This is a genomic window from Shewanella sp. SW1, from assembly GCF_025653545.1.
In the GTDB taxonomy this organism is placed as follows: Bacteria; Pseudomonadota; Gammaproteobacteria; order Enterobacterales; family Shewanellaceae; genus Shewanella; species Shewanella oncorhynchi.
This window is the reverse complement of sequence record NZ_JAKKSG010000024.1, coordinates 33,856-47,861: the sequence shown is the minus strand read 5'-3', so window position 1 is coordinate 47,861 and position 14,006 is coordinate 33,856. Positions and strand designations below refer to the sequence as shown.

Below are 14,006 nucleotides of genomic sequence, written 5' to 3'. Positions count from 1 at the left end.
GAGACATGGCAAAAGAAAGCATGGAATGGCTGGACGCCATCGCAAGCCGAGCGAAGGTCGATACGAATCGCGTGGAATCAGTGTTGACCGCGCGTCATATCGTGCCAACCCCGGTGCTACCCGCTCCGCGCAGGATGAAGCTTTTGAGTATTGCTTTCGGGGGGACGAAGCAAGGTGTTGAGGACGATGGACTCTATACCTTCGAATGGCCAGACCTCAATGAAGGGCTTTGGGGAATGATGACGGACCGAAACCTGCGCGGGAAGTCATCGATCATCGAAGTAGTACGCTGGCTGATGCGCGGCAGGCCGTCTCCAAATCTTCAGGATGACGTCCGAACCTGGATACACAACGCCTGCTTGCGATTCGATCTCGACGGGCTCGAACATGAAGTGCGGCTCGATTGTCAGAATAGCGCCTCTGGCACGCTGAGCCGGCGCTCATCGGCAACAGCGAACCCTACGGTGCTAGCGTCCTTCAATAGCGACAAGCAGTTCGAGATGGTTATGTCGGACTTCTTTCTGCGTGCGTTCTCGATGGAGGGGCTTGCAACATGGCGCGAAAGCGACTCAGAAGAAAAGACCGGCCATGCCGTCGTTCATGGTTGGCCGGCGTTATCGGGGGCGATGTTCATCGGCACCAACTATGACGTAGTGCTCGGTGATCTGCCCGCTACGACAGGAACTCAGGCGCGTTTGATGCAGATGTACTTGGGAGTTCCATGGGTCTCGACACTGGCCACGGCAGCGGCGGCACTGAAACTCGTCGAGTCCGGAAATGAGCTGGAAGTCCGCCGTCGCAATCAAGGTGCGCGTGCCAAGCAAACCCGCGTCAAGGAGATCGAAGCGACGCTTGCAGAGAAGCGGGAAGCATTGAGTGCACAACCCTCAGATGAGGCGATCCAGGCTGAGCTCTCGGTACTTAGCGGTAGGTACTCGGAAACCAAGCGTCGGGAGAAAGCGATGCAAGAGCGGTTTGATCGAGAGATGCTCGCAGAACAGCAGGCAAACGCTGCCTACCTGCAAGATCGCCGGGAGCTACAGGCCCACCTAGATTCGACGGCGGCAGGTTCGGTCTTCCGTTTGCTCGACCCGAGCTGCTGCCCGCGTTGTGATCACGAGATCGATCAGGCACGGAAGAAAAAGGAGGCTGAGAGCCATTCATGCTCGGTATGCGGAGAGAGCATTTCAAGCAGCGAGGATGCGGATATTCTGAGGAGAGAGCTTGAGGCGAGCGTCAAAGCGTCAAAAGCGGCGTTCGACAAAGCCCAGAAGAACCGTGGTCTGGCCGATGAGAGTCTCCAGGCCTTGCAAGCAGATCTGGAGAGCATTCAAACCAAGAACGAAGCGTTGACGCTGCAGCTTGGGTCATTCGATGCTCGAAAGCTTCTTGCCAACGAGATCGCAGTACTTGAAGGTCGCCTCGAAGAAGCTGGCTTTGAAACTGGTAGCGATGTTGTCACGGATGACGAAGCTGTTGTACTCAAAGCCATTGTCAGCGAGACGGAGACACGATCAAAAACTGTTCGCGACGAGTTTCTGGCAGAGGTCTCCATCAGCCTTCTTCACTTCGCCCAACGCTTTGGCATGCACAGCCTGTCGAAGGCTCAACTGCGCGGGAATGCGAGCCTGATCCTGACGAAGGGTGGCGCCGAGACATCGTTCAGCAAAGTGACGAAAGGCGAACGCCTGCGACTGAAGGTCGCCACAGTTCTCGCCATGATTCAGGTCGGTGAACGAAGAGGTGTCGGAAGACACCCCGGTCTGATCATGATCGACTCGCCAGCTGCCCAGGAAATCGCACCAGAGGATCTTCGTGAACTGCTCTCGGGATTGAAGGATATTCGTGATGAACTTCCCCATCTGCAGATTTTCGTTGCAGGCGTAACCTCGAAAGCGATGATTGATCACATCCCTGAAAGCCATCGCAGAGAAGCTACCAATGGAGGCTACCTGTGGTAACGACCGCTCTGGGGATTCAACTGCATCCGGTGGAAGTCACGCTGCATGCGTTGTTGAGCCGAGGAAAAGTACCGAGCGTCGATGACCTCGGCGGATTCGAGGTAATTGCTCAGGCTGCGCCATTGCTAGGAGCATCACCCTTGGCCGGTGAGATTTTGTTGGCAGTTCTTCGAGACGCGAATGACGCATCGGTCAAGGATGTGCATCCATGGAAAGATCTGATTGATCTCTTGGTACGGGACGCCACGAACGATGTTGTATTGATCGAGATGGTCGACGCGCTGGATGCATATCAATTACCGGGTGGTACCGCCAACAACGTGTTCGCGGCTTTCTTGCAGAAGGCAGTGGATGTTTCCGGTGCTCTCACGGGCTATGCGCGAGCCGTAGCGCTTGAAGGCGCTTTCCGCTTGGCTGCATTTGATCGCAGAATGCAGCTGCGCCTACTGGATGCCTTGTTGGGCATTCAGGTCTCCGATGAATCCCATTTCCTTCGCCATGCTGCGAAGATCATGGGAATCGCCCATTCTCATTGGCGCGAAGCGGAACTCGTAGATAGGCTGCGCCTCTTCTCCGAATGTGAAGACGCGGCATATGAAGCATGCTTTGAGTTGGGGATGGCAGGTCTGGCTTCTGCACTCGATGAACCGAAGAGAGCGGTGGCGAACACCATCTTTCTGGATTCGCTACATTGGTTCAAGAAGGCTGAGTCATTAAAAGAAGCCGCGCCGGAGGCAGCGCTGTATGGGGAATGTCTCACATTGTTAACCGACTTCGACGCGCACAAGACAGACGTTGAGTTGAGAGCGCGCAGCGTGGCGATTCAGAAATCTGCCTTCGAGCTACTTGCATGGCATGCCGATATAAATTCGCCTGCATGGTTGGGCGCACGGCATGTACAAGCTGCATGCTGGAACGATCTTGCGGGAACACTCGCATCTCTTGCTGACAGTCTGCAACAGATTAGCTGGTGGGAGCCCAGGGTTGTGATCGAATGTCAAGTTCTGGCTGCTTACAGCGCGGGACGAACGATCCTGAAACGCAGCCGAGATGGATATTTGGAGACTTTGCTGCGTCCCAGGATCGAGTCTTCGATCGCGCAGCGGGAGGGGCAAGCGTATCTTTTGAAATGCTGGCTGAAACAAAACCGCGAGCACGAGCAAGTTCCCGAGGCTGATGCGATCCTAAGCGGAATTGACCGTTTGATGACTGCTGATGCAGAGGCCCTGCGCAACCCCACTGAGGCAGCCACCGTTTGGGCACCGGTCGCTGCCTTACTGTCGCAAGCCCGCTGTAGCAAAGAAACCCAACGGCGCGCCATCGAAGTTGTCTCGAACGCATACGCATTCAGTCTCGAAGGACTGAGCACGGCAGAGATCGACATCTTTGACCATTGCTTGGCCGCGGTGGAGCACCACCCAGACTACAGAGACAGTGTTCGAGGTGCCAAATTGTTCGGTACAGTTTTACTGTGGACGACCAGATTTCTCAAGAATCGCCTGGAAATCACGAAGAAGGATGATCCATCGGTCACGTATCTGTTCGAGACATCTGACGGCACCTTGCCACCGGAGAGCGCACTTCAAGACGATTATTTTCGTTGGATAAGCACTCAATCCGCATCAGGTGAAATGGAGCCCACGAACCTTGGCGGGGGCCGCGCCGACGTGGCGCTGAAGGCCACGGGAGAGCGCATGGTGATCGAAATCAAGCGTGAAATGGATGATGCATCGTTTGATTCACTGGCAAGTCATTACGCGGGACAAACTACCGACTACCAGAACGTCAGTATTCGATTGGGGTTCCTGCTTGTCCTTGATCTAACCGCTCCGAAGCTCGAAGGCACGCCGCACATCCGATCCTTAATGCAATGTCGCTCCATACAGCGAATAGGTGAAACCGAGCCGAGACACGTCGTTATCGTCAAAGTGCCGGGCCGACGATACTTGCCAAGCGGTATCAGTAAAAATGCGAAGCTTTCAGGTACTACTGAGAAAGCAACTAAGAGGCAGCCGAAGCGAAAGAAGGTGTCCGACTTGGCAATAAAGAAGGCATCTGTGGCCAGCGACCTTTCGGGCATCGGAGATTCTTCTGCGGACCTGGATAAAAATTGAATATGGAGACTCAATGCTTGAATGGTATTTGAAAGTAAATGCTGTGTTTCGGGCGATACGCCAGAAAGTAATCGACGCACAGGGCTTGCTCGCAGATGACGACAAGGCTGGTGCGAAATTAGTTAATGGTTATTTGAAAACAGACTACCAATCGCTTCGCAAGCTTTGGACGGATGCAGGTTTCCCGGAGCAAGACATGGGAAACCTCGGAAGGCATATTGGATTTGGAGATGCCAATGACTATGACGACATCCTTGCGCGTGATCTACCGCAGGTGGAGGCCAGGGCGGAAGCGCATGTGCGCAGCGGAGCGGGCACGCAACCAAGCATTGGTTTCAAAGAACTGTTACATCCGGTCATCTTCGCGCACGCCTTCCAGCATTATGTGAACGGACATTATCGAGATGCAGTTCTGAACTCGGTCGTTGCAATCTTTGATCTGATGCGAGAGCGCACCGGCCTGGATCTCGACGGCGCGGGTCTGGCGACACAAGTGTTGAGCTTGGAAAAGCCACACCTGATCCTCAGCGAACTCGACACGGAGTCGGGCAGAAATGACCAGAAGGGGTTCATGCAAATATTGGTCGGTGCTTACCTTGGCATTCGCAATCCCAAGGCTCATTCGCTGAATCACGATCTCGACCCGGAGAAGGCCGCGCAGTATCTGATCTTCGCCAGCCTTCTAGCCCGACGGATCTATGAAGCGAAAGACGCTCCGAAGACCTGAGTCGCGTTAGTTGCATCGGTGGTTCTCGATACGACCTTGGGCCATTGGAACTCAGGCGATGTCCTGCGAAAGAATGCAGGCAGCGCAAAGAATCGAACACTTCACAATGTGCTTCTGTACCAGGGCTTTCTAAAGCGGAACAGACCGCACACCATCAAAGGGGCACCCAATGGCAAGAATAAGAAAGATCGAGATCGCCAACTTCCGTAGCATCAAGCAACTTGTGTGGTGTCCATCGCCTGGTATCAATTGTTTGATCGGCACAGGCGACAGCGGAAAATCCACGGTGCTGGATGCGATCGACCTGTGCTTGGGCGCTAGGCGCAATATCCAGATTTCCGATGCAGACTTTTTCGGCCTGGACGTCACCACTCCGATCAGCATCACGCTGACGCTGGGCGCGCTGGATGACAGCATGAGTGCGCTGGAGGGCTTCGGTGCATTTCTACGCGGCTATCACGCCCCCACGGGCGTCGTCGATGACGAGCCGTCCGCCGGTTCGGAGGTGGTTCTCTGCCTGAATCTGACAGTCGCCAGTGATCTGGAACCATCCTGGACTCTCATCTCCGACCGGGCCTCCCAGCAAGGCCTGGTGAAGTCACTCGCGTGGAAGGACCGTCTGGCCCTAGCGCCGACGCGGATCGGTGCGCTCGCTGACTACAACCTGGGCTGGCAGCGGGGCTCGGTCCTGAACCGCATCTCGGAGGAACGAGCTGATGCCTCGGCTGCACTCGTGAAGGCTGCGCGGGATGCCCGCGGCACCTTTGGCGACCAAGCCGAGCAGCAATTGGGGGAAGCGCTGGGAATCGTCGCCGCGACCGCTCAGGAACTCGGCGTCTACATCGGCGCGAAGGCCAGAGCATTGCTCGATTCACATTCCGTGTCGTTCGGAGGTGGGACCATCTCCCTGCACAACGAGGGTGGCATCCCGCTTCGCAGTCTCGGCGTCGGGTCCACGCGCCTGCTGGTCGCTGGTCTGCAACGCAAGGCGGCCAGCCAAGCGTCGATCGTCCTTTCGGACGAACTGGAGTACGGCCTTGAGCCCCATCGCATTGCTCGGTTTCTCGGCTCTCTCGGAGCGAAAGAAGCGGCCCCGTTGCAGGCGTTTCTCACCACGCATTCGCCAGTGGCGCTTAGGGAACTGTCGGGCGGCCAGCTCTTCGTGCTGCGCCGCAGCCTCCACGGCCACGAGGCCCGGATGGTGGGCACCGATAACGACACCCAGAGCACCATTCGCCTCTATCCCGAGGCCTTTCTGGCTGGCTCCGTGATCGTGTGCGAAGGGGCCAGCGAGATCGGACTCCTGCGGGGCCTGGATTTGCACCGGATCGAACATGGCGGCGTGTCTCTGGCAGCACAGGGCATTGCCATGGTCGACTGCGGCGGTGGTGAGCCCGACCGGCCCTATGCCCGCGCGGCCGCCTTCCAGTCGTTAGGCTACAGGGTGATGGTGGTGCGGGATGACGACAAGAAGCCCACGCCCGCCATCGAGCAGGCATTCCTGCAGGCCGGCGGTGCGGTCGTCGCCTATCGCGCAGGCCGCGCATTGGAGGACGAACTGTTTGGCAGCCTTACGCCGGCGGCTTGTCAAAAGCTAGTCAACTACGCATACGAACTGCATGGCGACCTGATCCACGAACACCTGCGCACGGTCTCGAACAACACGCTGACCGTTCAGGCCGTCTGGGACGAAATCCAGAACACGCTGGCGCTGTCAGTGCCAAGCCGAGCCATGCTCGGGCAGGCGGCGCGCATCCGCAAGGCCGGTTGGTTCAAGTCCATCTCTTGGATGGAGGACGTAGCAAGGACCATCGTGGCGCCGGACTTGCCGCTATGCGATCCAGGCTTCAAGGCACTGGTGGACCAGGTATCTGCGTGGGCTGCCCATGGGCCCCGCTGAAATCGACCTGCGCGCGATTGCCCGCGGCACGGTTACGGCACCGGCCGGGTGCGGCAAGACGCAGTTGATTGCTCACGCCCTGGCCGCGCACGGAGGTCGTAAACCCATTCTAGTGCTCACGCACACGAACGCTGGCGTGGCGGCGCTTCGTGGCCGGCTGGACCGTGCCGGTGTGCCACACAGTGCTTATCGATTGAGCACCATCGACGGCTGGGCCATTCGGTTGATTGCGAGCTTTCCGGGTCGCAGCGGTCATGACCCGGACATCCTGCGGCTCGCCACGCCGGCGCGGGACTACCCGGCGATCCGCGAATTCGCCTGGAAGTTGTTGCAGGCCGGGCACGTCAGCGAGGTACTGAAAGCGTCCTATGCGCACCTCATTGTTGACGAGTACCAGGACTGTTCGGTGCCTCAGCACTATCTCGTCTACTTTCTCTCGCTGATCCTGCCAACCTGCGTGCTTGGCGATCCGATGCAGGGCATCTTCGGGTTCGGTGGCAACGCCTTGGCCAACTGGGAGCAGCAAGTATGCGCGCATTTCCCGGTCGTGGCGGAACTGGCCACGCCGTGGCGGTGGCGCAATGCCGGTGCGGAAGCACTCGGGCAATGGCTGCTAGAGGCTCGCCGCCTGCTGGTAGCCGGTCAGTCGGTGGATCTGCGCACTGGACCACCAGCACATGTGACGTGGGTTCAGACCGTCCCGCCCAACGACCACCCGCAGCGACTGGCTGCCGCGCGGACGCTGCCGCCCACCGCGGACGGGCGTGTGCTGATCATTGCCGACAGCCGTAACCGTTCGAGCCAGCAGAACTTTGCAAGCCAGACGCCAGGGGCCTCGACCGTTGAGGCAGTCGATTTGCATGACCTCATCGCCTTCGGCAACAGTTTCGATGTTGCGTCTGCGGGGGCCATGGGGCAGTTGCTGGCGCTGGCGCAAAGCGTCATGACCAACGTGGGTGTCGCAGAGCTGACACGGCGTCTGGAGTCGTTGGCCCGAGGAACCGCGAGGAATTCGCCCTCCACAGCGGAGAGCAGTGCCTTGGCGTTCAAGCGCGGCCCGTCCATCGCCGCAGCCGCAACACTGTTGTCGGAGTTGCGCGAAATGCCGAACGTGCGCGTGCATCGGCCCGCCATTCTTTACGGCGTGCTCAAGGCGCTGCGTGGGACTTCGGCAGGAAACGTCCCGCTTGCGGAGGCTGCCAGGCGCGTGCGCGAAGAGAACCGATTGTTGGGCCGCCCGTTGCCCAAGCGCGCAGTCGGCAGCACGCTGCTGCTCAAAGGGCTGGAGGCGGAAGTGGCGGTGGTGCTGAATACGGAGGGCATGAGTGCACCGCACCTATATGTGGCCATGACCCGCGGATCAATGAAGCTGGTTGTGTGTAGCGCCAGCCCTATATTGGGCTAGTAGGAGGGGAAAATGGCAAGAGAGAAAAAATTCGCAAGCTCGGGTGGTGCAAAAGAGACACCCGCTGGAAAGCTCATGGAGACGATCGTCGAGGACGTGATCACGGCGAAGGCGATGACCTTTGCACAGTGGCATGCCCTTAGCGCGAACCCCTTGGTTCCGCTTGCCATTCCGGTGTCGCAAGGCGGGCAGTATCGGGTCACGCAAGCTGGCGTGAACGCAGCTCACTTGCTGTCACAGCAAAGCTGGAAATCACGCGAAGCGCTGCGCCAGACAATTGACCGGGAGGCCTTCATGAAGCTTTCGTTCCAGGCCATTGGGGACACGCTTCGCGACTGCCAATCGCGCCTTCCAGAAGTACCGGACGGCAAGAATGAGCGGGACGTGCTGCTCGGTGACGATTTTTACGCCGTGCTCGCCGACGACTATCAAGCTCGCCTGCAGCAACTTGCCACCAGTGCAAGTCCCGACGTCGATCGGCATATCCCATGCCATCTGTTTCACTCGGATCAAGCCGTGCCGGCATTCGCCGTAGGACCAGTGCGATTTCTGCCCAGAGCGGAATGGCTCGATTCCTTTGTCAAGGACTCGGAAGTTCGCGAGTTCATCCGCCAGGTCGAGGTACGTGAACTTGACATGGAGGAGTTGACCGCTCGATCAACTGCCGCCGAGAGTGGCCGCTGTGCGTCGCATGCGTTGGATGTTCTGCGCACGCTGCGCCATTACAACTGGGTAGCGACCATCCGGATGGAAGGGCATGAGCACGCGCGGTCTCATTTCAAAGCGTCGGTGGTGGTGGGACTTGCGGTTGACGCAATCGGACTGAGGTTTCAGGTCGAGGATGCGCGACGCTTTACCAAAGCCGGCCGACAGCACCTTTTTGCAGAAGACCGGTTCGCGACCACTCTGGACGGACGGATATTGCGTGGATCGAGCGTACAGATGCCTGGTCTTGGCGGACGCCCCGGTGCGCTGGCTGCCAAGATGGCGGGCGAGCAATCCTTCCTGGATGCCGCCGGGTGCATCTTGCAGCACTACGTCGATGGACGACGAAGCGGACATGCGCTGCATCTTGTCGAACGCTGGGCCAATGCGCTGTACTGGGTCGGTGAAGCTCGTCGCGAGGCTTCCGACTTCATGGCAGTGGTCAACTATGGCTGTGCTGCTGACGGGCTGTCGGGCGCAGGCGGAAAGGCGAGCGATATGACAAGCTTCGCCGAGACTGCACTCAAACCTGAGGGTGAGACCGTACCCGAGGGCGCGCTCACGGTGGATGCCGCAGTCCACAAGGTCTATCGAGAAGGCCGCAACAAGCTCGCTCACGGCGAAATGTCGGGACTACTGGAGGACCTTGCAGAGCCGCGCGCAGTCGGCGAAGCGCTGCTGTCGGCGCTCTTCGATGTTGTGACGCCGGTGCTGGCCGACCTCCTGCAGAACGAGTCGAACCTGCCGAAGCTTGACGAGAAGCGGGCCTATCGTCTACTTGAGGCAAAACTGGCAGCGAATAAAGCAAGGGTTTGACGGATGACCTGATCAGCGCTGGCAAACGGACAAGGCCCCCGCTCTTGTATCCCTTTAACTGAATGATGATGGTGTCGCTGGAATTACTCTCCCGTAAATGCCCCATCTCTCGTTCCAACAAAATACGTGCTACTTCGACGGTAAATGCGGCGGTGCCAGGGATCACGTGGTTATGCATTTTGGCTCTTTGCGCGCGCTGACGACCGACTTGCGTTGGTTCGCCAGCAACTTGGTCGCCTGCTGTCGCCCAGCAACGTTGAAGGTGCTGTTGGCGGCGGAATGGATATCTTTCACCGGATCATGCCTTCACCTCTTCGGTACGGTGCGCCCCTGTGATCGTCTTGCGCCGGTTCGCCACCAGTTCGGCGGCCTGGCGCACCGGGTCATCTTCGGTATGGACGTAGCGCATGAACATCGCAACTGTCTTGTGCGCCGTTAGCGCCATGCCAACCTTGACCGGAATACCCGAGTTGGCAATGTCCGTCGCCGAGCGGTGCCGAATACCGTGGGTGCCGACATGCGTGGCACCTGCGGCCTTGAGCGCGCGGCTCCAGCCGCCGTAATACTCACCTGTGGTCAGGTGTTTTCCCGGATGGCACGGAGACGGCAGCACATAGGGATTGCCCTCCTGGCGCGGTGCCGTCGAAAGCAACCAGTAGGCTTCCTTGCTCATGGGCTTGGACATGCCACCGGTCTTGCTGTCGGGCCATACGACGCGGCGGTTCCCCAGATCCACCCAATCCCACCGCAGGCCGACGATCTCAGACCGGCGACCAGCAAACTCGAATTGAAGACGGATCGCCAGGGGAATGACGTAGTTCTCCACCCCATTGGCCTCAATATGGGCAAGCTGCCGGAAGAGTTTTCCCATTTCTTCGTCACTGATGAGATGTGTGGCTTTCCCGTTGGGATACATCGGAACGTGGCGGCAAGGGTTGGTGCCATCGAGCCGGTAGCCCCACACCTCGGCCAGATTGAACATTTTGCGCATCACACTGAAAGCGCGGTTCGCCTCTGCGGGCTTGTGGGCCATCTTCTTCATTGCAGAGGCCACGTCCGGCCGCTTTACGTCCTGAACCTTCGTGCGTCCCAGCATTGGGACGATGCAGCGGTCGATGACTGCCTGATAGCCTCGCTGTGTGCTGGGTTTGTTGCGCTGCTTGGAGTAGTCCTCCATGAACTTCAAGCACAGTTCCTTGACCGAAGGGGCTTTGCGCGCGTCGGCTTTGGCGGCTCCGGGATCGCCGCCCCGGCGGACCTCGGCCAGCCAGTTCTGGGCCAGTGACCGGGCCTGTTCGACGGTCAGTTCCCCGTACAAGCCCAAAGCGGGCTTGCGTCGCTCCCCGGCGTTCGTGCGGTACTGGAGCATGAACACTTTGCGACCTGCTGGTGTAATCTTGCAAAGGAACCCGGGAACCAGCGTATCGCGCAGTTCGACGGGCTGCGCCTGTGGTTGTGCCGCATCGACTGCGGACTTGGTGAGCTTGATCTTGGCCATGACGACTCCTAGAGAAACCCCGTTTTCCAGGTGTCGGCTGGGAGCCAAGCGAAGGAAAAGCGGAGAGGGTTGCGGAAAGCACCGGCATATGGTGAACCCGCTTGTTCCCTAGGGAAACTCGCTGTGGCGAGCCTCAGCGAACATCAGCCAAATTCAGTGCTGACGTCATGGTGAAATAAAAAAACCCTCTGGCGATGTCGCTCAGAGGGTTTTTTTAAAGACGCAAAAAACTACCCCCCGAGAATTCTCGTGGTGGTAGTGGTGGTGTTAATTGCGCTTACGTATATTTTGTTCATGCGCCAGTAATAACAAATCATCCATATTGCGGCAAGCATTTTGTTTAGAAATGCCACAGTATCGCGTTAGCTTCTATTCACAGCCTGTTTCACATAAAACATAGAGGCATAGCACATCAAGCCATTTTGCTAAGTCATCAGGTATTGGGACCGTTGGATCACTTTTTGAGATCAATGTATTGAGTTTCGAGTTCGTCATGTCGAGTCGCAGATAAATTGAAAAGGGCATAATTTCGATTTAGAAATGGCAGCGTAAGTATGCGATCGCTGCCATTTTAGTATGAGACTTTAGTGCTCTCCCACAAGTTACAGCTGAACAATTCACCGATAGTGAGTCATTAAAGGCTGCTAAGAGGAAAGGATTTAAGAAGATAGGTCGCTAGTAACGAATGCTGGATACTCAGTTAAGCAACTTTTCAATACCCATTTTGATTCACTGGTGGCTAGATTAGCAATACAACCAATACTGTTTAGAGCAATTGTCAGTTTGCAAAGGCTTAATAGTCATTTGTAGTAAAGTTACATTTTTCACTTGAGTTATTTTGTGACGGTTCCTATTTGTCAGACTATGGGTACATCTTATGTCAATGTATGGTTACATGATTTAGCTAAGTAATTGTTTCTGGGTATACTGCTATGTCATAGTTTGGTTTCAGCGACAGCTTTCAGTGACAACGGCTTAGCTCATGTCGATTTTTCAGTTTTATGGGCTATTTTCTTTTTTATACCCACTTGTGATTTTTTATATGAAACTCATTCCTCTGCTAAAACAGCCGCGTATTCACTGACTATTCTAATGTAAAACTTCTCATAACATTATGTTTCGTATTAACAATTTTGTTTATAAAGAGGATTTGCAATGCAGAAAAAGCATTGGTCAAAAGTTCAGTTATTGCACGAGGTGGTCACCAATCCCAATATCATAGTCAAAGGCCAACATAGCTATTACAGTGATTGCTGGGATGCAGGCTTTGAGGGATCTGTGGTGAGATATCTTCATGGCGATGAAGTGAGCCGTGAGTGGGAGCCTAAGTGGCCTATCGATAAACTTTATATCGGTAACTATGTGTGTATCGCTGCCGAAGTTGTGATCTTAATGGGCGGAAATCATACGCATAGAGCAGATTGGTTTTGTTTATACCCCTTTATGGATTTCATCGAGGATGCCTATGTAGGCAAAGGTGATACTCATATTGGTGATGGGGCTTGGTTAGGCATGAGATGTATGTTGATGCCAGGGGTGACGATAGGTGAAGGTGCGGTTGTTGCCGCAAATAGTGTTGTCACCCAAAATATCGAACCCTACAGTATTGTGGCGGGATCACCCGCGAAATTAATCAAGTATCGGTTCGATAAAGACGTTATTTCTGAGTTACTGGCGTTAAAAATCTACGATTGGCCTGCCGAAAAGTTTGAAAGCTTAAAGCGGTATTTGTGTTCGGCGGATTTTGACGCGCTCAGCAAAGCGATCACTCTCTATGACCAATCCGTACATCAAAGCAAGTAACCGTTAGTCCCAAAGTGAAAGGTCGCGCTCAGTCGAGGCCTTTCACTTATTCTGCCTTAAATCTGCTTTTTGGCGTTTTGGCTAGTTCCACCAGTTCTTCGATGATCACCCGTAGCTTGGGTTGGAGGTAAGGGGTTTTAAGCCAAATCAGGTGGATAGGTGTGTCGTCACTGGCGAGTTCGTCTAGTACCGAGATAAGTTCACCAGTTTTAAGATAGTCCTCAACTAACCATATCGGCACTTGCGCTAAACCCACTCCCGCCAGTGTGGCCGCTAAAATGGCTTCGCAATCAGCGATTTCGTGGCGTACTGGAATGTCATAGGCCTCAGTGACCCCATCCTCATTTTTAAGTAACCAGCGATGTTGCTGCCCAAGCGGCCAGCCGACAATGCATTGGTGCTGGCTGAGATCTTCTTTGCCTTGTGGCGTGCCAAGTCGAGCGAAATAGGCGGGAGATGCGCAGATCACTCGGCGTTGTTCTCCTAATCTACGGGCGACTAAATCCACAGTGTCGCCGAGTTGTCCGACACGCACCGCCAAATCAATGCCGTCACTGAACAAGTCGGTCACTCTATCGTTAAAGGTAATAGATAACTCGAGCTTGGGATATTTTTGCGACAGTGATAATAGGGTTGGCAGTATATATCGCCGCCCAAACGTCACAGGTAAATCCACTCGCACTCGACCTGAGGGAATTTGCTGTTCGCTGCCGAGTCGGCTCTGTGCATTGTCTAGGATTGCCATGGCATTTTGGCAATCTGTGAGATACGAATCGCCATCATTGGTTAAGCTCACACGCCTTGTGGTGCGGTGCAGCAGCTTAGTGCCTAAGCGGGTTTCTAATCGCACTATGCTTTTACTGAGCGCCGAACCAGTCATGCCTAACGCCTGCGCCGCTAAGGTAAAACTGCCTAGCTGGGCAACTGTGACGAAATGGCGTATCTCAACAAATTGATTATTTATCACGGCAATTAATTCCTTATAGGACTTAGTGAAGGTCATTTTAGTGACTTAATCATGGCAAGTGAATCGCGTAAGCTACTACCACAGTATGAAAATGAGCGTTAACGTACAAG

At 55.8% G+C, this 14,006-nt stretch carries 9 protein-coding genes; 7 read left to right on the top strand and 2 right to left on the bottom strand.

Annotated elements, in window-relative coordinates; genetic code table 11:
* The first annotated feature begins 5 nt into the window (after positions 1-5).
* The 6 genes from L5M71_RS19140 (at position 6) to L5M71_RS19115 (ending at position 9,628) form a co-directional block, all read left to right on the top strand.
* Positions 6-1,961 carry a hypothetical protein gene (locus L5M71_RS19140; protein ID WP_263209063.1) on the top strand — a complete coding sequence of 652 codons (1,956 nt, stop codon included), beginning with the start codon at positions 6-8 and terminating at the stop codon, positions 1,959-1,961.
* The gene (locus tag L5M71_RS19135) at positions 1,955-4,075 is read left to right on the top strand and encodes a hypothetical protein (RefSeq protein ID WP_263209061.1); all 2,121 of its coding nucleotides are present in this window, start codon (positions 1,955-1,957) and stop codon (positions 4,073-4,075) included. The genes L5M71_RS19140 and L5M71_RS19135 overlap by 7 nt, the downstream gene beginning before the upstream one ends.
* Before the next feature lie 13 nt (positions 4,076-4,088).
* The gene (locus L5M71_RS19130) at positions 4,089-4,802 is read left to right on the top strand and encodes a TIGR02391 family protein (protein WP_263209059.1); all 714 of its coding nucleotides are present in this window, start codon (positions 4,089-4,091) and stop codon (positions 4,800-4,802) included.
* 169 nt (positions 4,803-4,971) lie between these two features.
* Positions 4,972-6,702: an ATP-dependent nuclease gene (locus L5M71_RS19125; protein WP_263209057.1), complete on the top strand. Its 1,731-nt coding sequence runs from the start codon at positions 4,972-4,974 to the stop codon at positions 6,700-6,702.
* Positions 6,689-8,107 carry an ATP-dependent helicase gene (locus L5M71_RS19120; RefSeq protein WP_263209055.1) on the top strand — a complete coding sequence of 473 codons (1,419 nt, stop codon included), beginning with the start codon at positions 6,689-6,691 and terminating at the stop codon, positions 8,105-8,107. Before L5M71_RS19125 ends, L5M71_RS19120 begins: the two co-directional genes overlap by 14 nt.
* Before the next feature lie 12 nt (positions 8,108-8,119).
* On the top strand, positions 8,120-9,628 hold the full coding sequence (locus L5M71_RS19115) for a hypothetical protein (RefSeq protein WP_263209051.1): 1,509 nt from the start codon (positions 8,120-8,122) through the stop codon (positions 9,626-9,628).
* A gap of 298 nt (positions 9,629-9,926) precedes the next feature.
* Here L5M71_RS19115 and L5M71_RS19110 read toward each other — a convergent pair whose 3' ends face one another.
* The gene (locus L5M71_RS19110; RefSeq protein WP_263209049.1) at positions 9,927-11,126 is read right to left on the bottom strand and encodes a tyrosine-type recombinase/integrase; all 1,200 of its coding nucleotides are present in this window, start codon (positions 11,124-11,126) and stop codon (positions 9,927-9,929) included.
* A 1,155-nt stretch (positions 11,127-12,281) separates the two neighbouring features.
* Between L5M71_RS19110 and L5M71_RS19105 the strand changes: the two genes are divergently transcribed.
* Positions 12,282-12,929, top strand: coding sequence for a CatB-related O-acetyltransferase (locus L5M71_RS19105; RefSeq protein WP_263209047.1), 648 nt, complete (start codon positions 12,282-12,284; stop codon positions 12,927-12,929).
* A 46-nt stretch (positions 12,930-12,975) separates the two neighbouring features.
* Here the strand turns inward: L5M71_RS19105 and L5M71_RS19100 are convergent, their stop codons facing one another.
* Positions 12,976-13,896, bottom strand: coding sequence for a LysR family transcriptional regulator (locus L5M71_RS19100; RefSeq protein ID WP_105253022.1), 921 nt, complete (start codon positions 13,894-13,896; stop codon positions 12,976-12,978).
* Positions 13,897-14,006: the final 110 nt, after the last annotated feature.